Origin of the sequence: Exiguobacterium oxidotolerans JCM 12280 (genome assembly GCF_000702625.1) — a bacterium.
In the GTDB taxonomy this organism is placed as follows: Bacteria; Bacillota; Bacilli; order Exiguobacteriales; family Exiguobacteriaceae; genus Exiguobacterium_A; species Exiguobacterium_A oxidotolerans.
The window spans coordinates 698,988-724,818 of the sequence record NZ_JNIS01000001.1; the positions used below are offsets into that span (position 1 = coordinate 698,988).

24 protein-coding genes and 1 pseudogene are annotated in these 25,831 nt (G+C 45.6%); 5 read left to right on the plus strand and 20 right to left on the minus strand.

The window, feature by feature from the left end; translation table 11 throughout:
- The first annotated feature begins 92 nt into the window (after nucleotides 1-92).
- The 4 genes from P403_RS0103630 (at nucleotide 93) to P403_RS0103645 (ending at nucleotide 3,819) form a co-directional block, all read left to right on the plus strand.
- Nucleotides 93-755: a response regulator transcription factor gene (locus tag P403_RS0103630; RefSeq protein WP_029331114.1), complete on the plus strand. Its 663-nt coding sequence runs from the start codon at nucleotides 93-95 to the stop codon at nucleotides 753-755.
- Nucleotides 739-2,124, plus strand: a complete 1,386-nt coding sequence (locus tag P403_RS0103635; RefSeq protein WP_029331115.1) for a sensor histidine kinase — start codon at nucleotides 739-741, stop codon at nucleotides 2,122-2,124. Before P403_RS0103630 ends, P403_RS0103635 begins: the two co-directional genes overlap by 17 nt.
- Before the next feature lie 79 nt (nucleotides 2,125-2,203).
- Nucleotides 2,204-2,641: a MarR family winged helix-turn-helix transcriptional regulator gene (locus P403_RS0103640; protein WP_029331116.1), complete on the plus strand. Its 438-nt coding sequence runs from the start codon at nucleotides 2,204-2,206 to the stop codon at nucleotides 2,639-2,641.
- Complete coding sequence (locus P403_RS0103645; protein WP_029331117.1) at nucleotides 2,638-3,819, plus strand: MFS transporter; 1,182 nt, start codon at nucleotides 2,638-2,640, stop codon at nucleotides 3,817-3,819. Before P403_RS0103640 ends, P403_RS0103645 begins: the two co-directional genes overlap by 4 nt.
- Before the next feature lie 50 nt (nucleotides 3,820-3,869).
- Here the strand turns inward: P403_RS0103645 and P403_RS0103650 are convergent, their stop codons facing one another.
- The 10 genes from P403_RS0103650 to infC all read right to left on the minus strand — a co-directional run bounded on the left by P403_RS0103650 (nucleotide 3,870) and on the right by infC (nucleotide 13,500).
- Entirely contained in the window at nucleotides 3,870-4,574 is a 705-nt protein-coding gene (locus P403_RS0103650; protein WP_029331118.1) for an ABC transporter ATP-binding protein, read from the minus strand.
- A 4-nt stretch (nucleotides 4,575-4,578) separates the two neighbouring features.
- Nucleotides 4,579-5,991 (minus strand): ABC transporter permease, encoded by a 1,413-nt coding sequence (locus tag P403_RS0103655; RefSeq protein ID WP_029331119.1) that lies wholly within the window; start codon nucleotides 5,989-5,991, stop codon nucleotides 4,579-4,581.
- 163 nt (nucleotides 5,992-6,154) lie between these two features.
- Nucleotides 6,155-8,551 carry a phenylalanine--tRNA ligase subunit beta gene (gene pheT, locus P403_RS0103660; protein WP_029331120.1) on the minus strand — a complete coding sequence of 799 codons (2,397 nt, stop codon included), beginning with the start codon at nucleotides 8,549-8,551 and terminating at the stop codon, nucleotides 6,155-6,157.
- A gap of 12 nt (nucleotides 8,552-8,563) precedes the next feature.
- On the minus strand, nucleotides 8,564-9,586 hold the full coding sequence (gene pheS, locus P403_RS0103665) for a phenylalanine--tRNA ligase subunit alpha (protein WP_029331121.1): 1,023 nt from the start codon (nucleotides 9,584-9,586) through the stop codon (nucleotides 8,564-8,566).
- A gap of 308 nt (nucleotides 9,587-9,894) precedes the next feature.
- Complete coding sequence (locus P403_RS0103670; RefSeq protein ID WP_029331122.1) at nucleotides 9,895-10,650, minus strand: TrmH family RNA methyltransferase; 756 nt, start codon at nucleotides 10,648-10,650, stop codon at nucleotides 9,895-9,897.
- A gap of 3 nt (nucleotides 10,651-10,653) precedes the next feature.
- The gene (locus P403_RS0103675) at nucleotides 10,654-11,736 is read right to left on the minus strand and encodes a M42 family metallopeptidase (protein ID WP_029331123.1); all 1,083 of its coding nucleotides are present in this window, start codon (nucleotides 11,734-11,736) and stop codon (nucleotides 10,654-10,656) included.
- A 12-nt stretch (nucleotides 11,737-11,748) separates the two neighbouring features.
- Nucleotides 11,749-12,231, minus strand: coding sequence for a dUTP diphosphatase (locus tag P403_RS0103680; protein WP_029331124.1), 483 nt, complete (start codon nucleotides 12,229-12,231; stop codon nucleotides 11,749-11,751).
- 119 nt (nucleotides 12,232-12,350) lie between these two features.
- The gene (gene rplT / locus P403_RS0103685; protein ID WP_029331125.1) at nucleotides 12,351-12,710 is read right to left on the minus strand and encodes a 50S ribosomal protein L20; all 360 of its coding nucleotides are present in this window, start codon (nucleotides 12,708-12,710) and stop codon (nucleotides 12,351-12,353) included.
- Between the two features lie 37 nt (nucleotides 12,711-12,747).
- Nucleotides 12,748-12,942, minus strand: a complete 195-nt coding sequence (rpmI, locus tag P403_RS0103690) for a 50S ribosomal protein L35 (RefSeq protein WP_012371058.1) — start codon at nucleotides 12,940-12,942, stop codon at nucleotides 12,748-12,750.
- A 27-nt stretch (nucleotides 12,943-12,969) separates the two neighbouring features.
- Nucleotides 12,970-13,500 (minus strand): translation initiation factor IF-3, encoded by a 531-nt coding sequence (gene infC, locus P403_RS0103695; protein ID WP_029331126.1) that lies wholly within the window; start codon nucleotides 13,498-13,500, stop codon nucleotides 12,970-12,972.
- Nucleotides 13,501-13,933: 433 nt separating this feature from the next.
- Between infC and P403_RS15960 the strand changes: the two are divergent.
- Nucleotides 13,934-15,407 (plus strand): annotated as a pseudogene (locus P403_RS15960) (catalase).
- 155 nt (nucleotides 15,408-15,562) lie between these two features.
- Here the strand turns inward: P403_RS15960 and P403_RS0103705 are convergent.
- From P403_RS0103705 to mutM, 10 genes are all read right to left on the minus strand, one after another.
- Nucleotides 15,563-16,759: a glycoside hydrolase family protein gene (locus P403_RS0103705; RefSeq protein WP_029331127.1), complete on the minus strand. Its 1,197-nt coding sequence runs from the start codon at nucleotides 16,757-16,759 to the stop codon at nucleotides 15,563-15,565.
- Nucleotides 16,760-16,960: 201 nt separating this feature from the next.
- Nucleotides 16,961-18,901 (minus strand): threonine--tRNA ligase, encoded by a 1,941-nt coding sequence (gene thrS, locus P403_RS0103710; protein WP_029331128.1) that lies wholly within the window; start codon nucleotides 18,899-18,901, stop codon nucleotides 16,961-16,963.
- 322 nt (nucleotides 18,902-19,223) lie between these two features.
- Complete coding sequence (dnaI, locus tag P403_RS0103715; RefSeq protein WP_029331129.1) at nucleotides 19,224-20,141, minus strand: primosomal protein DnaI; 918 nt, start codon at nucleotides 20,139-20,141, stop codon at nucleotides 19,224-19,226.
- A gap of 12 nt (nucleotides 20,142-20,153) precedes the next feature.
- Nucleotides 20,154-21,509, minus strand: a complete 1,356-nt coding sequence (locus P403_RS0103720; protein ID WP_029331130.1) for a replication initiation and membrane attachment family protein — start codon at nucleotides 21,507-21,509, stop codon at nucleotides 20,154-20,156.
- 67 nt (nucleotides 21,510-21,576) lie between these two features.
- Nucleotides 21,577-22,059: a transcriptional regulator NrdR gene (gene nrdR / locus P403_RS0103725; protein WP_029331131.1), complete on the minus strand. Its 483-nt coding sequence runs from the start codon at nucleotides 22,057-22,059 to the stop codon at nucleotides 21,577-21,579.
- A 13-nt stretch (nucleotides 22,060-22,072) separates the two neighbouring features.
- A complete protein-coding gene (locus P403_RS0103730; RefSeq protein ID WP_029331132.1) occupies nucleotides 22,073-22,441 on the minus strand; it encodes a hypothetical protein in 369 nt (122 codons plus the stop codon).
- A 104-nt stretch (nucleotides 22,442-22,545) separates the two neighbouring features.
- Nucleotides 22,546-22,932: an adenosylmethionine decarboxylase gene (gene speD, locus P403_RS0103735; RefSeq protein WP_029331133.1), complete on the minus strand. Its 387-nt coding sequence runs from the start codon at nucleotides 22,930-22,932 to the stop codon at nucleotides 22,546-22,548.
- A gap of 262 nt (nucleotides 22,933-23,194) precedes the next feature.
- Nucleotides 23,195-24,235, minus strand: a complete 1,041-nt coding sequence (locus P403_RS0103740) for a glyceraldehyde-3-phosphate dehydrogenase (RefSeq protein ID WP_029331134.1) — start codon at nucleotides 24,233-24,235, stop codon at nucleotides 23,195-23,197.
- Nucleotides 24,236-24,401: 166 nt separating this feature from the next.
- Nucleotides 24,402-24,992 (minus strand): dephospho-CoA kinase, encoded by a 591-nt coding sequence (gene coaE / locus P403_RS0103745; protein ID WP_029331135.1) that lies wholly within the window; start codon nucleotides 24,990-24,992, stop codon nucleotides 24,402-24,404.
- Nucleotides 24,989-25,819 (minus strand): DNA-formamidopyrimidine glycosylase, encoded by an 831-nt coding sequence (gene mutM / locus P403_RS0103750; RefSeq protein ID WP_029331136.1) that lies wholly within the window; start codon nucleotides 25,817-25,819, stop codon nucleotides 24,989-24,991. The genes coaE and mutM overlap by 4 nt, the downstream gene beginning before the upstream one ends.
- Between the last annotated feature and the right edge of the window lie 12 nt (nucleotides 25,820-25,831).

Below are 25,831 nucleotides of genomic sequence, written 5' to 3' on the forward strand. Positions count from 1 at the left end.
TTTGATCCATTCTAGCATTTTCTAAACAGTCTTCCAGTAATCTTCAGTTAAACTTCAGGTAAGTATGCTACAACTAAAGTTGAGGTGAAACTATGACACATATATTAATTGCAGAAGATGAATTCGATATTCGTGAACTGCTTACGGAATTACTTGAATCAAGTGGATATAACGTTTCCTGTGCCACAAATGGGATGGAGGCATTAAAGTTATATCAGTCTGATTCATTCGATTTAATCATTTTAGATATCATGATGCCCTTTTTTGATGGTTTTGAAGTCGCACGCAACATTCGAAAGCAATCACAAACACCAATCATTTTTTTGACGGCCTTGCAAGATGAGGAAAATCAAGTGAAGGGATTTGACCTTGGAATCGATGATTACATCGCCAAACCCTTCTCACTTCGGATTTTACTGCGAAGAATTGAAGCGATCATCAGACGAATCCAAACGAACTCTGAAGAACAACTCTCTTTTCGAGAGATTACCCTATTTCCGTCAAGCTATAACGTTTTAATTTCAGGAATTCAAACGACATTGACCCTCAAGGAATTTCAAATCCTTCATTTATTACTTGAAAATCCTGGACGAGTCTTAGAGCGCGAACAGTTGATTCAACAACTTTGGGGATTCGATGCATTAGGAGATACACGTTTTTTAGATACACATATTAAAAACTTACGTAAAAAAATTGATTTACCTTACATTCAAACCGTGAAAGGAGTCGGCTATAAACTTGAAGCGACTAATTAAACGTCCACGCATCACGGGAAAACTTTTTTTCCTGACGATGAGTTTGTTGATTGTGGCAGTTCTTTCGACGATTGGTTTTTTATATGCAACATTACCTTCTTATTATCAAAGTTATCGGGAAGAACAATTTCACGCGACGATAGCTTCTCTTCAAGAAGAGAGCACGCATCTCTCGAGCGAAAATCTCCTTCCATTGCTCGATCAGTTAACGGCAAAAGGGATTCGTTTCTCCTTATGGACGGAAGAAGATCAATTGTTATACGCACCTGGTTTTGGACGTGGACCGGTTCGACGAACTGCCAATACTTCTCCTGAAGGAATGATTCAAGATTCAATTCCGCTTCAATTAGTAGACCAAACTGTCATTTTAGATGTCGATCAGATGATTCAGCCAATCGATGAAGTGAAAAGCGTTATTTTAAAATTAGCGCCCTATATCGTCTTACCCTTGCTTCTGCTAGCCGGTCTTGCCGCCTATCTGTATTCGCGCATCATCTCACGCCCACTCTTAACAATTAATCAAGCGACAAAAGAACTGGCGAACTTGAATTTTTCCGTCCGAACCCATCATACTTCTGCCGATGAACTAGGTGATTTATCACGAAGCATTAACCAATTGGCGACTAAACTTGAAGTCACGATGGCGTCGCTTCAAACATCCAACGAACAATTGCGGTTCGAGTCCGAAAAAGACCGTAAGCGCGACGCGGAACGTCGTCAATTATTCCTTGCCATCTCACATGAACTCAAAACACCCGTCACCATTGTGAAAGGTCAAATTGAAGGAATGCTGTTAAACCTCGGCGCCTATCGTGACCGGGATCATTATCTAGCTCGGGCGGGGCACGTCATCGAAGATATGGAGCGACTCATTGCCGAATTGTTAGAAGTCGCTCGTGTTGAGCAAATGAATCTTCAACTCACACCAGTTAATCCGCTCACATTAATCAAGCATCAATTGCAACAGTTCGATCAGTTAATTGTCGATCGCAACCTCGACATCGTCCTCATAGAAAACGAGTTGACTGTTCAAACCGATGCCCAGTTACTTGAACGGGCACTCCATAATCTCTTGATGAATGCGATTTCCTATACCGCTGTTAATGGAACGATTCAAATCGAGTTCGAACAAGGAGACGAGTTGACGTTGCGCATTACAAATTTCCCGACGACCCAAGATTCGAGTGAGACCGCTGCCTGGTTTAATCCTCTCGAACGCTCTGAGCAATCCCGAAATCGTATGCATGGTGGCAGCGGGCTTGGACTTTATCTCGTTCATCAAATCATGGAACGACTAGACATCGATGCTACTCTTCAAGGAAGTCCCAATCAGGTTCAATTTGCAGCACGCTTCAAATCAATCGTTTAAGATTTCCTCCTTGCCAAACACTAACTTCATTCGTTATACTCCTTTAAGTTAACTAGTTAACTTAAAGGAGGTTTTTTTAATGTCATCCCAACAAGAAGATATTCTTGGTCAACTTTCAAAAGTAGCACGGCTCGTCAAACGAGATATCGACGCCGTCCTTGCCCACCATTCTTTGCACACGGGTCAATGGGCCTTGTTAAAAGCTGTATCTTTACTCGAACCGGTGTCGCAAATCACGCTCTCCAAATACTTAATCATCGAAAAACCAGCTGTCACGAAAACGGTTGTTCGCTTAGAAGAACTAGGCTTCATCTCTCGGAAATCCGTCGGACGACAACGCCTTGTTGAATTGACACCACAGGCAAGAGCTGCTTTCAATACGATTGATGAAGCAGTCCAGGCAGCACATCACTTGTTTCTAAGTGAACTATCAAAAGAAGAACAACATTCGTTAGAGATTTTGATGACCCGTCTGCTGGCGACCCACCGTCCTGTCGAACAGGAGGAATCACCTTGAATCGTTTATTCCACCGTCACTATGTAACGACACTGGTCGTCAATCTACTGTTGTTCATTACCTTTTATTTATTGAATGCTTCCTTACCTTTACTGGCCGCACAACAGTTCAATGTTTCTCAAAGTTCACTCGGTTGGGTCGTAACGGCATTCATTTTAGCAACGGTTTGTTCACGTCCTTTAATCGGACATTGGCTCGATCGTTATGAACTCAAACGAATGTTACTGCTGTCCGCTACATTTTTCATGATTGTCAGTTGCTTATATCTCATCGTCTTACCGCTCGAATCATTCAGCCTATTATTGATCATTCGTGTCTTACACGGGTTTAGTTTCGGAATGATTTCATCTTCACTAAGCTTAAGCGTAACCACGCTGATTCCACCACCTCGTCAAGGGGAAGGGATGGGCTATTTTGTCCTCTCGATGAACCTTGCTTCTGTTCTCGGGCCAGTCATCGGATTGACGTTGATTGCACACGATGCGCTCGTCTGGTACTTCGTCACGATTGCCCTGCTTGCGATTTGTTCGTTTAGTTTCATCTGGCGTTTACCATTAACGAGTAGTCACGTTACGAGTTCCGCGCCATTTCGTTTACGGCAGTCGTTATTCTTATCAAGTCCTGTCTTGCTTCTTGCAACTGTTCTTGCTGGTATTGCGATTTCAAGTACATCCGCGTTCATTTCGCTGTATGCAGATGCGATGGACCATGTCACTTATGCCTCATACTTTTATGGCCTTGCTGCACTCGGCATGGTCGCCATTCGTCCTTTTGCCGGTAAGCGGTTTGATCGACGTGGACCTGCCTCTGTATTGGTGCCATCGTACGCTTTATACGCCGTCGGTTTTTTAGTACTCGGACTGTTCCCGACACTTCCCGGATTATTGTTCGCCGCCCTCATCATCGGAATTGGTTCCGCTTCGATTTTCCCAGGGTTACAAACCGTCATGTTGACCTATGCGGCTCCCGCACAAAAAGGCAAGGCGATTTCGACATTCTTTCTCGCTTACGATAGCGGGTTCGGAATCGGTGCCTTTTTGTTGTCGGGTATTGCCGCGAAAGTGGGTTACTCGAACATGTTTTTGATGTGTAGCCTCGTCGTTGTCAGTAGTGGGCTCTTATACGGTTATTTCCGTCGATCAACGTCGCTTTCAACTGATCAAAATATTGCTTCTTAAAGCGCTCAAGGAAAAGCTCTCCCGTCTAAAGACGCGAGAGCTTTTTCGGATCAACGTGCAGGAACGACCTCGCCTTCTATAACACGTTTCTTCTCTATAAAACGCTGTTTCTTCAGCTCAATGATGTGATCGGCAGCACGGGCGACTTCCGCAGAGTGCGTCACCGCGATGATGCAACGGTTAGAACGGTGAGCAAGTTCTTGAAATAGCCGAATGATGTCCGTCGCAGTTTTTTCATCGAGCGCTCCCGTCGGCTCATCTGCCAGAATGATTGGGGCTTCCGTCGCAAGGGCACGTGCGATGGCGACACGTTGCTGTTGACCACCACTCAACTGCAGTACATTTTTTGTCGCATGGGCTTCGTCGATTCCGACCTGTTCAAGGAGATTTTGGGCATGTTTCTTTTTTCCTTTTATGCGTTGTCCACTCAATTCGAGTGCGACAATCACGTTATCCAATGCGTTCATATACGTCAATAAATTAAACGATTGAAAAACGGTCGCAGCATGTCGTGAACGATACGTCGTCAATCCGATTTTTCGAATATCGCGACCTTGATACGTAATCTGTCCTTCTGTCGGTGAATCAAGTCCACTCAACAGACTGAGAGCCGTCGTTTTCCCGGAACCTGATTCACCGAGAATTGCATAAAACCGTCCGGCCTCGAACTGCATCGAGACATCGTTCAAGATCCGTTGTTGCTTGCTTCCTGATGTATAGGCATAGGTGACGTTCGTCATTTCTAAAGTCGTCATAGTATTAATCCTCCCGTAATAGAATTTCTTTTGGATTCATCCGTAGTAAGGCAAGTGAAGGCAACAAGACAGATAAAAAGACGATTAGACTTCCAATTTCGATGACTTGAAGTAACGTCGTCCAATCAATCTTCGTTGTCATCTCTGTAATTTGTGGAATGCTATCTAACATTTGTTGTCCGCCGCGTCCACCCGGACCGCCAAAACCAGTCTGCGTTGCGACCGAACTAGCCGCTTCCGTCACCTCGCGGTTCAAAAGTTGATCTGTCATGAATTGTGATGTCATGCCACCTGTCGCATACGTGACTAGGAAAGCAATTGCCGCAATCGCAAACGTTTCAATTAGTAATTGCCCCATTAATTTTGAGCGTTTTTCACCCATCGCCAGTAAGATACCCATTTCTTTTCGACGTTCCCGGACGGACAATAAAATCAACAGCGCTAAAATCAAACCACCTGCGATACTAACAAGATAGACGACAGATTTTGAGAAGGACGCGACTTGTTCAATCGGTCCAACCATTTTTTGATAAGCAGCATCATTCGCATCCAGTGTGAACGTATCCCAGTCGAGTGGTGAGACCGCCATCGCTTCTTTTTTGAACGTATTGATTTCAGATGGATCTTCTAGCGTGTAGACGACACTCGATACACTGACCGTTCCTTCTTCAGTCGAGAAGCCCGCGAGTGTATCATTTGCAATGTACATCTGATTCATCGGGTCCATGAAGCCTGCCGCTCGGAAGTTCGCATCGGATGTCGCTTCCGTCGATGCCGATAACCCAATGATCGTCACTGTTACGGAATCCTCGGTCGTTGTCGATGTCAGCTTAAACGTATCCCCGACTTTGAGATCATTTTCAGTCGCTAAGTTTTCATCGATGACAACACTTTTTTCTTTAGCATTGGTAGTCAATGCTTCTCCATCCACGATTTTTAACGTACCGTTCGTGTATGTATCAAGTAGTTCCATGTTCGTCACACCATTTAAAGAGAAATCTGGCACCGTCATTCCTTCAGGCATCTCTCCCCCTCGTCCACCACCTGAGTTCGTTGATTCACTCTCAATCGGTGTGATATCACTCGATGTCGCCGTCGTTTGTGCCAGATAGTTGACGGACTTGACTTCATCTAGTTGTTCGATTGCTTCAACATCTGTCGTATCAATCGCCACTTCTTCTGGTCGTCCACGTTCACCTGACGCTTGTCGTTCTTGCATTTGCTTTTGTCGATCAACTTGTAGTGTCACCGTCGCCCCTAACTCTTTTCTCGCCTCTTCTCCCGCCGATTTAGCAGCATTCTGAATCGCGAATCCTGACAGTACGAGTGATCCGATTACCGTCAAAATAATCAACATGATCATCGTCTTTCCCTTTCGCGCTACAATACTTTTTCCTGCCCGCTTCAAAAAATTCATTTTCCGTGTTCCTCCTTTAATCTTCTAAGCTCATCTTATGCAACGTATCTGTAGTCTAGCTGTAGTTCGACTGTATCTTGGACGAAGAAACGGCCGAAACGCAAAAAAACGAGAATGACAGTGACGTCATCCTCGTTTTAACTCATGTGATTCAATTGACCGGTTACGCACGAAGTTCTGCGTCGAACGCTTTTGTTAAAGCCGTTACGACATGTTCGTGTGCTGCTGTGACTTCTTCATCGACCAAAGTCCGTTCCTTATTTTGATAACGGAGTGAGAAGGCGAATGATTTTTTGTTTTCACCGACATTATCGCCCGTGTAGACATCAAATAATGTGACATGTTGTAAAAGCGGACCTGCTGCTTGCATGATCACTTGCTCCACTTCGCTTGCTGTGACTGATTGATTGAGGACAATCGCGATATCACGCGTCATCGATGGGAAACGGGACATCTCTTGATAGACGACCGGCTCTTTCGAGTGAAGTTTCATGGCATCGAGTTCAAAGACGTAGACTTCTTTTAAGCCATACTGCTCTTTCGAGAGTGCTGGATGCACTTGGCCGACGAACCCAATCGCTTCACCGTCCATCAGTACACGTGCCGTCCGACCTGGATGCATCGAATCGATGACCGCCGCTTCATACGTCAACGTGACATTGAGTGCCTCTGCTAACGTTTCGACGATTCCTTTGACAACGAAGAAATCCGTTTTGACCATTGTGCCATGCGCACGGTGTTGTTCCGCTAGTCCGACAGCGACTCCGGCGACCAGTTCTTGTTCAATCGGCAACGTCTCAAGTGACGCATCACGCTGGAGGTAAACGCTCCCCAGTTCGTAGTAGGCGAGGTCGGCATGTTGACGTGCGACATTGTGTTGCGCGACTTCGAGTAACCCTGGAATCAATGATGTCCGGAGTGTCGAACGTGCTTCGCTGATCGGCATCGCTAGTTTAACGGGATGGAGATCTGTTTGTTCATTGAATTGCATCGCCCGTTGTTCACTCGTCAGTGAGTACGTGATGGCTTGCGATAAACCGGCCCCTTGGAGGAGACGACGAATTTGGCGGCGATGTTGATTTCGTTTCGGTAAGAAACCGCGGCTCGCTTCTTGCGGTAAGCTCGATGTCAAGGCATCGTATCCATAGAGTCGCGCGACTTCTTCCGCGATATCAGCCGGAATCATCAAGTCTTGGCGACGTGTCGGTACGCTGACCGTTAGTGCATCTCCTGATAACTCAACTTCGAGTCCAAGGCGTTCTAATAACTCTTTCATGACCGTACCTTCGATTTCCATTCCGAGACGATGATTGATATACGAGACACTCGCTTCGATTAAGTGATCATCGAGTTGAAGTGTACCTGCTTCGACCGTTCCAGCAAGGACTGTTCCACCAGCAAGTTCAGCAATCAATGCCGCTGCCCGGTCGAGTGCTAACAAGACACGACGTGGGTCGACCCCTTTTTCAAAACGTGAACTGGAGTCCGAGCGTAGTCCAAGGACACGACTCGTCTTCCGGACAGATGTCGGTGCGAAATAAGCCGATTCGAGGATGATTGACGTCGTCGTTGCGTCGACTTCTGTATTTGCACCACCCATGACACCTGCGAGTGCGACGGGCTTTTCGCCATCTGTGATGACGAGCATCGAAGGATCGAGTGTCCGTTCGACTTCGTCAAGTGTTTGGAAGGCTTCGCCTGCTTTCGCTTGACGAACGACAATTTGCTGCCCCAGCTTTTCAGCATCGAATGAATGAAGCGGTTGTCCTGTTTCAAGTAAGACGAAGTTCGTTACGTCGACGACATTGTTGATTGGACGGATCCCGTTGGCGATCAAGCGGTTTTTGAGCCAAAGTGGCGACTCACCGATGGCGACATGTTTAATTTCACGCGCCGCATAAAACGGACATTCCTCCGAATCAAGTGTGACAGCAAGTTTCGTTTTTTCTTCATCTTCCGTCACGTCGATTGCCGGGAAAGTAGCCGTCGTATTTAAAATACCTGCTACTTCATGCGCCACACCGTACATGCTTAGGCAATCAGAACGGTTCGGTGTCAAACCGAGTTCTAAGACTTCGTCATGCAGACCAAGTAGTTCTAAGACGTCTTGCCCTGGTGTGACCGGCTCACGGAATGTATGAATGCCAGCTTGCTCATCTTCACGAATATACTTTTTCTCAAAGCCAAGTTCTTCAAGTGAACAAATCATGCCTTCAGAAACGACTCCACGCAGTTTAGCCCGCTTAATTTTAATGCCCGGAAGGCGTGCTCCGACACGGGCAACGATGACATCTTGTCCTGCTTCAATGTTTGGTGCACCACACACGATTTGGACCGGTTCTTCTTGTCCGATATCAACCGTCGTGACGTTTAGCTTATCCGCTTCCGGATGCTTTTCTTTTGTTAATACATGACCGACGACGATATTGTTCAACTCGGCGTCACGGACTTCGACGCCCTCGACTTCGATTCCACTCTTCGTAATTAAGTCCGCCAGTTCCTCACCAGTTTTCTGGCTGACGTCAACGAACTGCTGTAACCATTGTTTTGAGACTAACATCTGTTTTCCCCCTTAAAACTGTTCGCTGAAGCGAACGTCATTCGTATAGAAGTGGCGAATATCATCGACCCCATATTTCAACATGGCGATTCGCTCAATCCCCATCCCGAAGGCAAATCCAGACATTTTCGTGCTATCATATTCTGCCATCTCAAGGACGTGTGGATGAACCATACCGGCACCTAAAATTTCAATCCAGCCTGTTTGTTTACAAATATTGCACCCTTTTCCACCACATTTAAAACACGAGACGTCGACTTCGACCGATGGTTCTGTGAACGGGAAGAAGCTAGGACGTAATCGGATTTCACGTGCCTCCCCAAACATTTGCTTCACGAATGCTTCGAGCGTGCCTTTTAAGTCTGCCATTGAAATAGACTCTCCGACGACGAGTCCCTCGACTTGCATGAATTGGTGTGAGTGCGTCGCATCGTCTTCATCGCGACGATAGACTTTCCCCGGGCACAGAATCCGAATCGGTTCACCTTTTGAAGCGAGCATCGTCCGCGCTTGGACAGGTGACGTATGGGTCCGCATCAGAATTTCATCCGTGATGTAAAATGAATCTTGCATATCGCGTGCCGGATGATCTTTCGGCAGGTTCAACATCTCGAAGTTGAACAAATCTTGTTCGACTTCAGGTCCTTCGGCAATCGTATAACCGAGTCCAACAAAGATGTCCTCGATTTCGTCTGTGACTTGTTGCAATAAATGTGCTTGTCCGACTTTTTTCGGTCGACCCGGAAGTGTCACGTCAATCGCTTCAAGCGCTAGTTTTGCGTCCATCTCTTGTTGCTTGACGTCTACTAAACGTTGCTCGAGTTCTGTTTGGATGACACCACGAACCGCATTTGCAATTTCACCGACGACCGGACGTTCTTCTGCTGATAATTTTCCCATTCCACGTAATACTTCTGTGATCGGACCTTTTTTTCCGAGATATTTGACACGGACATCATTTAATTCTTTTTGTGTACTGGCTTGATTCACGAGTTGTAGCGCTTCGTCGCGAAGTGCCTCTAATTGTTCCCGCATGCTCGTCACTCCTTTTTTTCAAATAAAAAACGCCCCTTCAGCAAATGCCGAAGGGACGATTTAATTCAATCGTGGTACCACCCTTGTTCGACTTGAATCCATCAAGTCCTCAAGTAGCGCGATAACGGGCGCTTCCCGTCACGATCTCTCGTGCGACTCCGGAGTGAATTCAGCTAGCGGATTCGTAAAGAAGCTTGCAGTCTAAGGCTTCCTCTCCCTAATCGAATCGTTCTCTAACCTACTCTGTTCCATCAACGTCTAATTAAATGTTCTACTGTAACTCACTTTAGCATGAACGCTTCAGTGATTCAATCGACCGGAGCAAAATGATACAGTAAAATTCCTGCCGCAACGGCTGCATTGAGTGATTCGGCTTTTCCGCGAATTGGAATGTAAGCACGTCCATCACATTGGTCGAGCAATTCTGGTGCAACACCTTGTGCTTCATTCCCGATGATGAGTCCGATTGCCCCAAGATTTTCGACTTCTGTATACGGATTGGCATTGCGTAGTGCCGTTCCGAGAACGAACACCCCTAATTCATGCAAGTCTTGAATCGCTTCATCAAGCGACATCATGATGACCGGCAAGTGGAAAATCGAACCTTGTGTTGCGCGGAGGACTTTGCTGTTGTAGACATCAACTGTCCCGTGACCAATGATGACACCATCGAACCCGGCAGCATCGGCTGTCCGAATCATCGTTCCGACATTACCCGGGTCTTGCAGGCGATCGAGTAACAGGTAACGGCCACGCTCTAAGCGCTCCGTTTGCTCTTTCATCTCACAAACTGCGAAAATCCCTTGTGTCGTTTCTGTTTCTGACAAGACTTTGGCAACTGATTCGTCAATTGTGATCAAGTCAGCCGCATTTTTCTTCCAAGAACCAGGAACCTGAACATCCTCACGGACAATCAACTCTTTGATGATTCCAGCGCGAACAGCCTCTTCAACAAGATGCTCTCCTTCAATGAGGAAACGTTTTGTCTGAAGACGTCCTTTTTTTGTTAAAAGTTTTTTCCATTGTTTGACAATCTCATTCTTCGTAGAAGAAATATGTTTCATGGTTTACCCCTCGTAAATCGCTTGGACTGCTTGCGTATCTAAACGTTTCGTAACGGCAACGATTAAATCGACTGCTGCTTCGAAATCTGCTTTATGCATAATGGAAACGTTCGTATGCAAGTAACGGATTGGTACTGTCAATGCGAGCGAAGGAACTCCTGTGTTCGATAAATGGAATTTCGCAGCATCCGTCCCACCACCCGGTGTTAGGTCCAATTGATATTTAATGTTTTCTTCTTTTGCGACACCTGTGACGAAATCGATTAATCCGCGGTGCGCGATCATCGTCGCATCAAACATGATGACTTGAACACCTTCTCCAAGTTTCGACAATGCTTCGCGATCCGTCATTCCTGGTGTATCACCCGGAATCCCTGTGTCAACTGCAAACGCAATCGATGGATGAATCAAGTTCGCAGCCGTTTGCGCGCCACGAAGCCCAACTTCTTCTTGCACCGTTGCTCCTGCAAAAATTGTGTTCGGATGTCCTTCTTCTTTTAAACGTTTGATGGCTTCAATCGCAATCGCACAGCTAATCCGGTTATCCCAAGCTTTTGCCATCAAGAAATTCTCATTTTTCATCACAGTAAATTCGCAATGTGGAACGACCGTATCTCCTGGTCGGATTCCCCAACCTTCGACTTCTTCTTTCGAAGTAGCACCGATATCAATAAACATTTCTTTGATATCGACTGGTTTATTGCGCGCTTCCGGTGGTAAAACATGAGGTGGTTTCGCACCGATTACGCCTGGAATGACTTCTCCAGATGATGTCACAATGTTCATACGCTGTGCTAGAAGCACTTGTCCCCACCAACCACCGAGTGGTTGGAAGCGGAGAAACCCTTTTTCATCAACCCTTGTCACCATAAATCCAACTTCATCCATGTGACCGGCAATTAAAATACGAGGCGCATCATCTTCTGCCCCTTTGTGTTCCGCGAATAAGCTACCTAACCCATCTTGATGGAATGCTTCAGCGTGAGGTTCTAGATACTCCCGCATGAGTTGGCGTACTTCTTTCTCGTTCCCAGGTACTCCCGTTGCGTCCGTTAGACGCTTCAACATATGTAATTGTTCATTCATCTGATTTCCTCCTCAGTAACCGTTGTCTTGGCGAACATGATTCGCCTCGTTTTTTGCAACATAAGCCTTGAAAATCATTTCTTGTGTAAAACCAAGTGTAGCACCTAATGCTAGGTATGCACCAATTAAAACATCGTAACTTTGTTCTGTTCTTGAAATCGCGAAGACATTTGTTTTATTGTAAACATCTAAAAACGCGTCTGTCGCAGTCAAATAGTAGTCCCCTTCAACGAATCGATCTTTCTTATAATCAAGAGCTAGACCGAGCGATAGGAGGAAATGGACGCCATCGACATATTCCTCAAGAATCGTAACTTGTGCTGATGGTCCCTTTGTCGACCAAAATTTAAAGCAACGTGTTTCATTCGCCAGTTCACCTAACTCTACTAATAGGGCAAGCAACCGCTCATCAAACTGATTCCCGGTCAAATTATGTTCTGACTGGATTCGTTTATCTAACTGTTCCTGCATCTCAAAAAGTGTCAACCAGTCCATCGTAATTCTCCTTCTATCCCAAAAAATAAAACATAGACACAAACCTCTGCCTATTACCTATTTTAGCATTCCTCAAAAAAAAACGCCGGAGAATTAAATTCCCCGACGAATTGTAGAACTTAAGCGTTCAATTTTGCTTTTGCTGAGTCAGCAAGTGAAGCAAATGCAGCTGAATCTGTAACTGCGAGGTCAGCAAGCATCTTACGGTTGATGTCGATACCCGCAAGTTTGAGACCATGCATCATGCGGCTATAAGAAAGACCGTTGATACGTGCAGCCGCATTGATCCGAGTGATCCAGAGGCGACGGAAGTCATGTTTCTTTTGACGACGGTCACGGTAAGCATACATGAGAGATTTCATAACTTGCTGTTTCGCTACCTTGAAGAGTGTATGTTTCGAGCCGTAATAGCCCTTAGCTAATTTGAGTTGTTTTTTACGACGTTGACGAGTCGTATATCCGCCTTTTACGCGTGGCATATAAATTCCCTCCTAAATCTGTGTACGATTGAATAAATTACTTCGCGATCATGTGACGGATGCGTTTGAAGTCACCCGATGATACCATGCTAGCTTTACGTAATTTACGTTTCGCTTTAGTTGATTTGTTACCGAATAAGTGGCTTGTGTAAGCACGACCACGTTTCAATTTGCCAGAAGCAGTACGTTTGAAACGCTTAGAAGCACCGCGGTGCGATTTCATTTTAGGCATGAGAGATTCCCTCCTACTTCGATTCGATTAGTCTTCTTTCTTTGGAGCAAGCACTAAGAACATGCTGCGTCCTTCCATCTTCGGTCTCTGTTCAACTACACCGAACTCGCTTAAATCCGTAGCGAGACGTTCAAGGACACGTCTACCGATTTCCGAGTGAGTGATGGCACGTCCGCGGAAGCGAATACTCGCTTTCACTTTGTTACCATTCTCTAAGAATTTCTTCGCATTACGGAATTTCGTTTGGAAGTCATTCTCCTCGATTGTTGGGCTGAGACGGACTTCTTTCATCTGAATCACTTTCTGATTCTTCCGAGTTTCTTTGTCCTTCTTTTGCAACTCGAAACGGTATTTACCGTAGTCCATGATTTTACATACAGGCGGCGTTGCTTGTGGTGCGACCATGACGAGGTCAAGGTCAGCTTCCTCAGCGAGACGCAATGCCTCAGTGCGTGATTGGACTCCAAGTTGTGCACCATCCGCTCCGATAAGACGAACTTCTCGAGCGCGGATGCCTTCATTGATTAACAGATCTTTGCTAATGGTTAGCACCTCCATCGTGCAGAGCACGAAAAATGAATGATATAAAACGCTATAAAAAAAGCGTCGGCAGTTTTTCCCGCCCACACTCATAAAGAATACAATAGTCAGAGAACACTCTACTATCACATATCATCATGATGGACCAGCACAGATTGTCTGTACATGGTGAGAAGCGGGATGCTTCTGCTTTGTTGTCATTTCACTTTGCTATCATAGCACTTACTTTCCCGTGATGTCAAGCCGCTTTATCAGTTCAATTAGAACGTTGCTCACACACTTGATTATAATAGCAATCCTAAGTTCGTTTAGCAAGAAGTTTCTGATTAGAAACGAATGGGTAAATTTATCTTGTGCTAAAAATTATTTATTTAAACAGTGCTTATTTCTTTACTTAGAATGATTATTGTTTTATAATGGTTTTAATCTTACATAAGGGGGAGTTAAAATAATGAATGAAAACGAAAAGAAATTAACGACGAATCAGGGTGTGCCGATTGGGGACAACCAAAACTCACGTACAGCTGGACGTCGCGGACCTACTTTATTAGAAGACTATCAATTAATCGAAAAAATTGCTCACTTTGACCGTGAGCGCGTACCAGAACGTGTTGTACACGCACGCGGCTTCGGCGCACACGGTGTCTTTAAAGTAAAAAATTCGATGAAAAAATATACAAAAGCGGCTTTCTTACAAGAAGAAGGAACAGAAGTCCCTGTCTTCGCCCGCTTCTCTACCGTCATTCATGGTACACACTCTCCTGAAACACTCCGTGACCCACGCGGCTTCTCTGTTAAATTCTATACAGAAGAAGGAAACTGGGATTTCGTCGGTAACAACTTACCGGTCTTCTTCATTCGAGATGCAATGAAGTTCCCGGATATGGTTCATTCATTAAAACCAGATCCACGGACAAACATCCAAGATCCTGATCGCTACTGGGATTTCATGACACTCCGCCCTGAATCAACGAATATGTTGATGCACATCTTCACAGATGAAGGAATTCCAGCAAGCTACCGTAAAATGCGTGGTTCTTCTGTTCACTCATTCAAATGGGTAAACGCACACGGTAACACGGTCTATATCAAATTACGTTGGGTACCAAAAGAAGGCGTTCATAACCTGTCTGCTGACGAAGCAACAGAAGTTCAAGGAAAAGATTTCAATCACGCATCAAACGATACATTCCAGGCTATCGAAAATGGAGACTTCCCAGAATGGGACCTCTTCGTTCAAGTACTCGACCCTGCTGATGTCGAAAACTTCGACTTCGACCCACTTGATGCTACAAAAGACTGGTTCGAAGATGTCATTGTTCCAACACGTCGGAACAATGACATTAAACAAAAACGTCGACAACTACTTTGCCGAAACAGAATCAGTCGGTTTCAACCCAGGTGTCCTTGTACCAGGTATGTTACCGTCTGAAGATAAATTACTTCAAGGTCGTTTATTCTCTTACTCTGATACACAACGTCACCGGATCGGACCGAACTATCAACAGCTTCCAATCAACTGTCCGTTCGCTCAAGTCAACAACTACCAGCGTGATGGTGCAATGCCGTTTAAGCAGCAAACAAGTTCAGTCAACTACGAACCAAACCGTTACCAAGATGAACCGAAACAAACACCTGAGTATACGGAAGACACACAGCCACTCCATGATGACATTCATGGCCGTCTCGAAATCGAGAAAACGAATAACTTCGGACAAGCTGGTGAAGTCTACCGTCGTATGACGGAAGAAGAACAGATGGCCCTTCTCAATAACCTTGTGAATGACCTTCAACAAGTACGTCACGAAAACACGGTCTTACTTGCAATCTGTAACTTCTACCGTGCCGATGCGTCACTCGGTGAAAAGTTATCGGAAGCATTAAACGTCGATATCAAACCGTTCTTGCAACAAATGCAAAAATGATAAGCCGTATAAACGAACAGCCTACTCCTGAATCGGGAGTGGGCTGTTTTTAATTATAGAAACACTACTGACGGAAGACTTTTACATGGGATGACCCGTTCTTTTTTTGCAGCAACCACTTGTCACACTTCGCTTCAATCCGGAATTTATATGCTTCATGGGACAAAATTGAACCGTTCTGATGTCTCTACTGAAAAATCATTCAATTTCGAATAGAGTACGACTTGCCCGACGTTGACTTGTTTGATTTTATTTTTACGAAAATTCAACTTTTCAGCATCCGTAAATCGATTATAGACGGGTTTAAATCCATTACTTTGATGTGGTTGCATTTGAATCGCACGATCTGTATTTTCAATCTTATTACCTTTGATGATTCCACCAATGACACCGCGTCCGAGAATCGCAATCGCCTTTCCATCTGCTCGATGAACGTTTCGGATTGTATTCATTTGAACGATTGGCTTCTCCCAATTCATCATCGAAATCGCGTGATCTTTCGTACCATCAATCGTATTGTACTCAATTCGAATATTCTGATGTGGACGGTCTTGCGAGTATTGGTGGGTACCGACTGCGACATTAATGTTTTTGAACGTATTGTTTCGAATCACAATGTTTTGATTCGGTGTCCGATCCTGCGCAGACCACTTCCATCGAAATCCTTGTGTTACCGGATCAGGTGTATCTAAATTAATTGATTCATTGGGTCCCGTATTTTTAATCATCGTCGCATTGATGAATGCCATATTTTCTATCACAGCATGATTCGTTGCATCTAACTCAATCGCGTGTGAACCGTTTTGGTTACGAATCGTCAGTCCACCGATGTAAAGATTCGCGTTATGGGCGATCGCAAAGGCTGCGCCTCTAGCGAGATGACTTAAGTCGATTTGTGCATTGCCCTGACCTTCAATCGTCACATGATGTGAACCGTTATATTTTCCGACCGTTGTCTTCAGACGCAAAACGGATGGTGGGACGAGGTCGAAGACACTTGTTGTTGCTGCGATTTTTGTCGTCCCGGTATCGAATGTCTTTTTGATGACGGCACCATCTTCTAGACGAATCGTCGTATTCGATGGAACCCCCACACGAATCGGCGACAGATACGTTCCTTTCGCTAAGACAAGCGTCCCGCCGCCTTCCGCCTCAATTTTTTCTAAATAAGACCGCAACGTATAATAGTTTTTTGTTTTTTCATTATATGTCGAATACTTTCGTAAAACAGAATCAATCGGCTCCGTCCGAGGTGTAATCCGGTATGTTTTCATACTTTCGACTCGTTCGATGTCCGGCGCAATGAAGGTAAACGACATCGCACAAAGACACACTAAAATTAATTTCTTCAATCGTTCCACCCCTCTCATCCATGTATCGGCCGATTCTCAAAAACTATGTAGATACAAAGCGGGTGGACTCGAAAATTTCTCCAAAATCCATCGGGGTGAGCTACGATTCCTCCCGGATGCAAGAAAAAGCCAGCTTCCCCGTGCCCTTGACGGACAGGAAAGCTGGCTTGTGTCGTGCTAACCGATTCAGATTATTATTGATTACTTCGAACGGTTGGCGATCTCTGCTTCTAAATCAGCAACGAATTGCTCAAGCGAGGCATTGCTCGAATCTTTCGAGCCGTAACGACGGATGTTGACTTCACGCGCCTCTACTTCTTTATCCCCGAGTACGAGCATGACAGGGATTTTATTCATCTGTGCTTCACGGATGCGGTAACCGAGCTTCTCATCGCGGAAGTCTGTTTCAATCCGGATTCCTTTTTTCAAGAGCATCGCTTTAATTTCACGTGCGTAATCTTCCTGTGCCCGTGAGACCGGAATCAATTTGACTTGGACCGGTGCGAGCCATGTCGGGAATGCCCCTTTGTATTCTTCGATCAAGTACGCGACGAAACGTTCCATTGTCGAAACAACGCCACGGTGCAGGACGACCGGACGATGATCTTGTCCGTCATTTCCTTTATACGTCAATTCGAACCGCTCCGGTAACAAGAAGTCGAGCTGAACTGTCGACAGTGTCTCATCCTTACCGAGTGCTGTCCGGACTTGAACATCGAGTTTCGGACCATAAAACGCGGCTTCACCTTCTGCTTCGAAATATTCCAGTTCAAGTTCATCCATCGTTTCTTTCAACTCACGTTGCGCCATTTCCCAAATCGCATCGTTGTCAAAATACTTTTCTTTATCTGCCGGGTCACGGTAAGACAGACGGAATTTATAATCGGTAATCCCGAAGTCCGCGTAGACTTCTTGAATCAAGTGAACGATGGCTTTGAACTCATCTTTCATTTGATCCGGACGGACGAATGTATGCCCGTCGTTTAGGACCATGTAACGAACGCGTTGCAGCCCCGTCAGTGCACCTGACATTTCATAGCGGTGCATGCCACCAAGTTCTGCGACACGGAGTGGTAAGTCACGGTATGACCGTGGCTCATTTTTATAAATCATCATGTGGTGCGGACAGTTCATCGGACGAAGAACGAGTTCTTCATTATCCATCTCCATTTTCGGGAACATGTCATCTTGATAGTGATCCCAGTGACCTGACGTCTTATACAACTCAACAGAACCGAGCACAGGTGTGTAGACATGTTCATAACCCAGTTCGAGCTCTTTGTCGACGATGTACCGTTCGACAGTCCGACGGATGGCCGCCCCTTTTGGTAACCACATTGGTAACCCTTGACCGACGTCTTGCGATGTGAAGAACAAATCAAGTTCTTTTCCGAGTTTCCGGTGATCGCGTTCTTTGGCTTCTGCCAAGAAGTGTAAGTGTTGTTTCAGTTGGTCTTTTGTCGCCCAGGCTGTCCCGTAAATCCGTTGCAGCATTTTATTTTTTGAATCACCACGCCAGTAAGCACCTGCGATGCTCATCAGTTTGAAGACTTGTAGCTTCGCTGTCGCCGGGACGTGTGGACCACGGCACAAGTCGAAGAACTCGCCTTGGCGATACAGTGTCAAATCTTGATCGGCTGGAATCGACTCAATCAATTCGATTTTAAGCGGGTCATTCAGTTCCTTATAGATGTTTAACGCTTCGTCACGCGAAACGACTTCCCGTTCAATGGATAAGTTTTCTCCCGCAATTTTATTCATCATCTTTTCGATGACCGGAAGATCTTCTTCTGTCAAACGACGTTCCATGTCGATGTCATAATAAAAGCCGTTTTCAATTGTCGGTCCGATTCCAAGGTGAATCGTTTCATCCGGGAAAAGACGTTTGATCGCTTGCGCCATCAAGTGCGCAGACGAGTGACGAATCAAATCGAGTCCTTCTTCTGAATCGGGCATGACGAGTTCGATGACACCGTCTTTTTCAATCGGACGTCGATAGTCGATGACTTCACCGTCTAGTTTTGCGGCAAATGCCTTTTTACGGAGTCCTGGACTGATGGAAGCCGCGACTTCTTCAGCAGTTGTACCGGCTGCGAATTCTTTGACCGCGCCGTCTGGAAATGTAAGAGCAATAGTTGACATGACTGTTTCCCCCTTAAATTAAATAAAAAAAGACCCATCCCTCTAAAAAGGGACGAGTCTTCATCTCGTGGTACCACCCTCGTTCCCGAACATGTTTCCATGTACCGGCTCGAACACGCGATAACGGGCGTGAGACGCAAACGGATTAGCCCCGTCTGTGCTATGAGGGAGTAAAGAAAACGACTAGTATCCATGAGAAGCTTTCACCATCCTTCTCTCGCTTGTTTGGTCCAGTTCGTCCTTCGTATCCTCAATCTTTGCAAGTCACTATACTGATTGTGCACTAAGTATAGCGAAAGATGAAGTTCTTTGACAAGGAAAATTAATAGCGTCGGCGATTTTCACCTAAAAACTCGACTGGATTCGTTGTCGTCCGGATGCGTTCCATCAATCGCATCGCCTTCAATTTATCCCCTTGATCATTCGTAATCCCGAAATGAAGCTCGAGTTCATCATACGATAAGTTCGAACTGAACAATGTCGGCAAACGATGCATCATCCGGTACTGTAGGATGATCCCGAACAGTTCGTCCCGGACCCACGGGCTGATCGACTCCGCCCCGATGTCGTCAATCAATAAAACGGGGACCGTCTGGAAACTCTCGAGGAACGTATCAAAACTATCGGACCGGATTCGGCGTTTCGCTTCCGAGACAAATCCCGGCGCATGGACAAGAATTGTCGCAACGCGCTCTTTTTTCAGTGCATTCCCGATTGCTGCAAGCAAGTACGTTTTCCCGACACCAAAGCTCCCGTGCAGATAGAGTCCCTTGACCTGCTCGTTCGAACGAATCGTATTCAAAAATTGTGACGCTGCCCGCAAGGCAAGTTTTCGATCCGTCGTCGTCAAATCAAAATCACTGAAGTTCGCGTCCCGTACTTCATCCGGTAAAAACAAACTTTTGAATTTTTTTTCGAGCGCCCGTTCATTTTCACGATCTTTGAGTGCTTGCGTTTTTTCATAAGCGACCATGATTTGTCCTTTTTCTAAGTGCAGTACGGGCTGATAGCCTTCGATGACGGCTTTTTTTTCAATCACTTGATGACCGTCCATCTGTTCGGCATATTCATTGAGCTTTAACATCCCCCGCTCAATCATCCGTTGATCGATTTCAGGATGTGTCCTTAAAAAGACGATCACACCTGGATGCGATAGGACTCGCTCATGAATGGCGCGCACGGATGCTGCGACGCCTGGACGATTTAAGATTTTCTCAATCGATGATTGGATATGTTCCATCTCACTACTCCTTTACTTCCCCTTTAGTTCACGCAGAATCCGTTCCATTTCTGCATCATCCGGTACTTCGGATTCAAAACTCGCTTTTTTAGTCGCTTCATATTTTTGTTGTTTCTCTTTTTCTTCTTGTAGCCATTTCGGATTCGGTCCAGTCGAACTCGGACGCCCTCTTCTGCCACCAACGGTTTGGCGTGACCGTTCTTGCTTTTGATCTTGTTTCTTTGCGATCAATTCGTCTTGATCTTTTGTTTTCGCCAATGCTTCTGCTGCTGTCGCGTAACCTTTCTGTTTCCAATCGTCGACAATCGACAGCAAAAAGTTTTTACTGAATCGGTTATCTTTTTTGACGACAAGCGCATAGTAATAGGCAGCATTGACGATACCCGACGACATTTCATAATCGATGATCAATTGCTGAATCAATTCTTCATCTCGTTCAGAAAGAGCCTTGACCTTACGTAACTTCGCGACATAGTGCTTCGGATGAGTCCCTTCCATCGTCTCACTTTCACTTAACTCACCGACTTCGACTTCTTCGAGGACAGCGACCTTCGCTTTTTTATCACGACTGAGCTTTTGTTTCGCCGATAACATCATCTGTTTACAGCGCTCTTGCTTCTCACTGTCCGTCATTGGTAGGTACGCTTCATGCCGGAAGCGGGCATTCAACAGTTCCGCCATCAAGGTTTCATTCGACTGTGTGACATAGGCTAGCTTCAGCAACAATTGATCAATCGATTTTGTATAAAAGCTTCTCGGAAGAAAACGATCGGTCTGCCGCTTCATTTCTTCTAAATCGAATGAATAATCAAATTCATAGGCGGCACGTTCTTGTTTCGCATACGATTTTGGTTGATGGGCAGAAGCAAGTCCTGCTTTGACATCAAACACTTGATCAAAACGAACCGTCCGGTCAACGACATTTTTTGGTAGTTGCTCCGTCCGAAAACGATTTTGAAGTGCGCGAAAGCGAATTTCCCCGACACGATAAAACAGTAGGCTTGATAAGACACCATCATTCAAGAACGTATTCGGTGCTAACGGGACGCGAATTTGATAAACATAACGATAGGCAGCTTGTTTCGCCTCAAATGTTCGAATCAATCCAATTCCTTCGAGCTTAAAAAGCTCCTCTTTAAATTCATCAACAGAAAAGCCTAACAATGTCCCTAGTTCTGCATGTGAGATATATTGTGATTTCGTTTTACCAGGAATCATCTCACTCCAAAACGTTTGGTACAGACCAAGTGCTTTTACACCGATGATCGGCTGATATAAATAATAGAGGGATTGATAAGCTTCACGATCGACGACACCATTACTCATGATTAAACATAAGTCCGTTCCCGATACATCACGTTCCAACATCTTCTTCGTCCCTTCTTTCGTGAGAAAAAGAGAGGTGCGTTCTGACCTACAGACGACCTCTCCTCGATTACGTTAAATTTTCACGTTCATTTTCTTGATGGCGTTCCATTAGTTCAGATAACTCTTGGAAAAAGACATTGATGTCTTTGAATTGTTTGTAGACACTCGCAAAACGGACATACGCCACTTCATCAACAGAAGCGAGTTCATTCAAGACGAGCCGGCCGACTTGCTCACTCGGAATTTCATGTTGTGCCGTTTCCCGTAAGGCTTTCTCGACACGACTGACGACCGTTTCGAGTTGCTCAATTGAAATCGGACGTTTTTCACATGCTCGGACGAGTCCACGCAAGATTTTATCACGATTGAATTCGTCACGTGTCCCATCCTTTTTCACGATGATGAGTGGTGTTTGTTCAATCATCTCGAATGTTGTAAAACGATAACCACATGATTCACATTCACGACGACGCCGAATCGAGCCAAAGTCTTGCACAGGTCTCGAATCGAGAACCTTCGTCCCATTATAGTTACAGGCTGGACAACGCATGCCGCACCTCCGTTCACGTAAATTCTTTTGTTCCAATCATTTTCAATCGGTATGTCGCATCTAATTCTCGATAGATTGTTTCAATCCATTGCTCGAGGTCCGGACCAAGTAGTCCTTCGCGATGCAAAAACAAATCAACAGCTGTTCTACCAGAACCGACCATGATGACTGTCGCCAGTCCATCTAATCCAGTTCCTTGAAAAGATAATTCTCCTCGTTCAACATCAATTCGTTTAACGGTTCCGTGTTGCTTCGTCACGACAGTCTCAAGACCTGTAAACAACATCTCTGGAGTCGCAGCATAATAGTGCGTCCGTAATTTTTCGTTTTTATGCGTATCAGACGTTTCAAGTTGTTTTTGCAAACGTTCTTTAAATCCCATCCGCCATCACCTTTTCTGTTTTCTTCTACTATTAAGAATAACAGACGTCAGACATATTAAAAAGCCCTCGCCATAAAGACGAGGGCTGGTAGTTCGTGTTTTTGTCAGTTAACGTGCTGAATCGTAGCTGCTGGAACTTTAACTGGTCCCATGCCACGCGGAATTTCGACATTTTCACGGATTTTTGCATCTAATGCGTCAGCGATATAATTCGCTGCGATGGCTGGATCGATGCGATCCCCACACGTAAAGACATCAACTGATGCGTATCCGTGTTCTGGGAAACTATGAATCGTCAAATGCGATTCAGAAATGATGACGACGCCGCTTACTCCGTGTGGAGCAAACTTGTGGAATGCGACTTCGCGTACTTCTGCACCTGCTTGAAGTGCTGCGTCGACGAAGAGTCGTTCAACAAACTCCATGTCGTTTAATTTTTCAGGATTACAATCCCAAAGTTCTGCAATAATGTGTCTTCCCATAGTATCCATTAGTGGATCCCCCCTACATTCAATGGTCTTCAAAGTATAGTCATGATCACTTACTTTGCGCCTGAGTCGTTCGCACCCACGGGGGAAAGTTAGTCCAGAGAGGTCCTAACCCTTTAAGCTGCGATTGCCAGACCGATTGAAGTTCACGATTTGAATTATAGCGAGTATCAAAAAGATACACAAGGATAAATTTTAATTTTCAGCGTCTATTTATTAAAAAACCGCTCTACCTGTTGGTATAGAGCGGTTTCAAAAGTATAAATTATTTTAATTCTAATTCCTTTTCAACCGTTGTTGCCTCAATATGGGCTCCAATCATCTGAACGAGATCGACGACACGACATGAATATCCCCACTCATTGTCGTACCAAGCGAGCACCTTCACTTGGCGTCCCCCCATGACCATCGTCGATAGGCCATCGACGACCGTCGAACGGACTTCCCCGTTGAAATCAATCGAAACGAGCGGTTCCATCGTCAGTCCTAGAATCCCGTCTAACGCGCCGTCAGCTGCTTTCACGAACGCTTCGTTTACTTCTGCGACCGTCGTATCCCTGCTCACTTCGACGACGAGATCCACGAGCGACACGTTCGGTGTCGGAACACGGAGTGCAAGCCCATTCAACTTCCCTTCGAGATGTGGTAAAACGAGTGAAATGGCGCGTGCTGCACCGGTTGATGTCGGAATAATCGATGACCCGCAAGCTCGCGCGCGACGTAAATCCTTGTGGGGATTATCGATATTATTTTGATCATTCGTAAAAGCATGAATCGTCGTGACGAGCCCCGTCTCAATCCCGAACGCTCGATCGATGACTTGAACGACAGGCGCAAGGCAATTCGTCGTACAAGATGCATTCGAGACGACGTGATCACTCTCATGATCGTACATCGCATCGTTAACCCCCATTACGATGGTACGAATATCGCCTTTCGCTGGTGCCGTGATGACGACCTTTTTAGCACCCGCCAACAGATGTTTGCTTGCGCCGTCTTTCGAATTGAACTTCCCCGTCGCTTCGACAACGACATCAATCTCAAGTTCCCCCCACGGTAATAACTCAGGATTGCGTTCACTGACGATTTTCACGAGTTGTTCATTAATCATCAAGCCCTCCTCGACAATCTCGACCGGGTACTCAAACTTTCCATGGACCGTATCGTACTTGATTAAGTGCGCGAGTGTTTCCGGTGGATAACTTGCATTAATTGCGACGACCTGACTTTTCCCCTCAGCGATTAATCGACGGAACACCATTCGACCAATACGCCCAAACCCGTTAACTGCCACCTTGACTCCCATGTGCGGATCCCCCTTCAATGTGACGGATAATGCTCCGTTTACAGATAGAACTATATCATGAAATGTAAGCGATTTCATTATGTAAACAAAAAAAATTGAGAGAAGTCACCAACTTCTCTCAAAACAATGCTCAAAAGGATTCTCTAACTATTTTTCCAGGTCGTTCTCAGTGAGCCATCGGTAATGTTTTTAACCACTGATCAATTTGTTGGTATAACGCTTCGACCGTTCCTTCATTAATCAACACATAGTCGGCAAGGAGACGCTTCTGTTCAATATCGAGTTGGGATTGCACACGCGACGCTGCTTCGTCACGTGACATTTGATTGCGTTCCATCAAGCGCTCCAATTGTAGAGAAGCGTTACAATAGACCACTACGACTTGATCGACAAGCTGTTTCCAATCGCCTTCCAACAAAAGCGGGATATCAAAAACAACTAAAGATTCTTCTTGCTGTTCCAATTCGTCTGCCCGAGCGAGCATCTGTTGTCGAATCTTCGGATGCATCAACTCGTTCAGTAAATTCCGTTTTTCACTATCGCGAAAAATAATTTCACCAAGCTTGGCGCGGATTAATATCCCATCTTCAAATGCTTCCGGAAAGGCAGCTTTCACATCTTGATAAGCTATTCCATCCGGTTCCATGACTTCCCGTGCGATCAAATCAGCATCGATGACCGGAATCCCATTCGTTTGTAGATACGTCGCGACGGTACTCTTTCCCGTCGCGATTCCTCCCGTCAAACCGATTCTCATAACGCGACCTGCTGACAGTTCGGACAGAAGTGTGTCCCACGTCCACCGACCTTGATTTTTTCAATCGCCGTCCCACAGCGCGGACACGGTGCACCCGTCTGTCCATACACAGCGAGCTGCAATTGAAATTCGCCTTGTCCGGACGGTGAGACATAACTCCGAATCGTACTGCCGCCACTTTCGACGGCCTTTTGTAAGACATCGACACCTGCGACGTGAATCCGCGAAATATCGTCAAGCGTCAGGGCCCCTGCTTTCGTTAACGGATGAACCCGTGCCGCGAACAACGTCTCATCGACGTAGATGTTCCCAAGTCCTAAAAAGATCGATTGATCGAGTAATGCTGTCTTGATCGGGCTGCGTTTTTTGCGAATTAGATTTTCGGCTAAGACTTCCGCCGTGAACGTCGGATCAAACGGTTCCCGCTCGAGTTGGGCAAGTGGTGGGACCTGCATCACAGTCGCTTTTTCCCGCAACTCCATCGTCCCGAACTTTCGGACGTCGTTATAATGCAACTCTGAGCCGTCTGTGAACCGGAAGATGACATGGGTATGCTTATCTTTTTCAATCGCTTGCGGATACGGAAAATACTTCCCTTCCATTCGTAAATGACTGACGAGATAAAACTGTTCAAATGCAAATAAAAGAAATTTCCCACGCCGCTCGACGCGTTCGATCCGCTCTTGTTTTAAGGCGTCGACAAACGGTGCGACTTCCATTCCCCGGATCATCTTCGGATGGAAGACCTTCACAGAAGAAATCGTTTTTCCAGAGACCGTCCGCTCCAGACTGCGTCTGACGGTCTCGACTTCAGGTAATTCAGGCAAACTAACTCCTCC

What these genes read in the sequence shown, in the direction of transcription:
- P403_RS0103630 (WP_029331114.1), top strand. Translation starts at nt 93, where the DNA reads ATGACACATATATTAATTGCAGAAGATGAATTCGATATTCGTGAACTG.
- P403_RS0103640 (WP_029331116.1), top strand. Translation starts at nt 2,204, where the DNA reads ATGTCATCCCAACAAGAAGATATTCTTGGTCAACTTTCAAAAGTAGCA.
- P403_RS0103650 (WP_029331118.1), bottom strand. Translation starts at nt 4,574, where the DNA reads ATGACGACTTTAGAAATGACGAACGTCACCTATGCCTATACATCAGGA.
- P403_RS0103655 (WP_029331119.1), bottom strand. Translation starts at nt 5,991, where the DNA reads ATGAATTTTTTGAAGCGGGCAGGAAAAAGTATTGTAGCGCGAAAGGGA.
- pheT (WP_029331120.1), bottom strand. Translation starts at nt 8,551, where the DNA reads ATGTTAGTCTCAAAACAATGGTTACAGCAGTTCGTTGACGTCAGCCAG.
- pheS (WP_029331121.1), bottom strand. Translation starts at nt 9,586, where the DNA reads ATGCGGGAACAATTAGAGGCACTTCGCGACGAAGCGCTACAACTCGTG.
- P403_RS0103670 (WP_029331122.1), bottom strand. Translation starts at nt 10,650, where the DNA reads ATGAAACATATTTCTTCTACGAAGAATGAGATTGTCAAACAATGGAAA.
- P403_RS0103675 (WP_029331123.1), bottom strand. Translation starts at nt 11,736, where the DNA reads ATGAATGAACAATTACATATGTTGAAGCGTCTAACGGACGCAACGGGA.
- P403_RS0103680 (WP_029331124.1), bottom strand. Translation starts at nt 12,231, where the DNA reads ATGGACTGGTTGACACTTTTTGAGATGCAGGAACAGTTAGATAAACGA.
- rplT (WP_029331125.1), bottom strand. Translation starts at nt 12,710, where the DNA reads ATGCCACGCGTAAAAGGCGGATATACGACTCGTCAACGTCGTAAAAAA.
- rpmI (WP_012371058.1), bottom strand. Translation starts at nt 12,942, where the DNA reads ATGCCTAAAATGAAATCGCACCGCGGTGCTTCTAAGCGTTTCAAACGT.
- infC (WP_029331126.1), bottom strand. Translation starts at nt 13,500, where the DNA reads ATGGAGGTGCTAACCATTAGCAAAGATCTGTTAATCAATGAAGGCATC.
- thrS (WP_029331128.1), bottom strand. Translation starts at nt 18,901, where the DNA reads ATGTCAACTATTGCTCTTACATTTCCAGACGGCGCGGTCAAAGAATTC.
- dnaI (WP_029331129.1), bottom strand. Translation starts at nt 20,141, where the DNA reads ATGGAACATATCCAATCATCGATTGAGAAAATCTTAAATCGTCCAGGC.
- P403_RS0103720 (WP_029331130.1), bottom strand. Translation starts at nt 21,509, where the DNA reads ATGTTGGAACGTGATGTATCGGGAACGGACTTATGTTTAATCATGAGT.
- nrdR (WP_029331131.1), bottom strand. Translation starts at nt 22,059, where the DNA reads ATGCGTTGTCCAGCCTGTAACTATAATGGGACGAAGGTTCTCGATTCG.
- P403_RS0103730 (WP_029331132.1), bottom strand. Translation starts at nt 22,441, where the DNA reads ATGGGATTTAAAGAACGTTTGCAAAAACAACTTGAAACGTCTGATACG.
- speD (WP_029331133.1), bottom strand. Translation starts at nt 22,932, where the DNA reads ATGGATACTATGGGAAGACACATTATTGCAGAACTTTGGGATTGTAAT.
- P403_RS0103740 (WP_029331134.1), bottom strand. Translation starts at nt 24,235, where the DNA reads ATGGGAGTCAAGGTGGCAGTTAACGGGTTTGGGCGTATTGGTCGAATG.
- coaE (WP_029331135.1), bottom strand. Translation starts at nt 24,992, where the DNA reads ATGAGAATCGGTTTGACGGGAGGAATCGCGACGGGAAAGAGTACCGTC.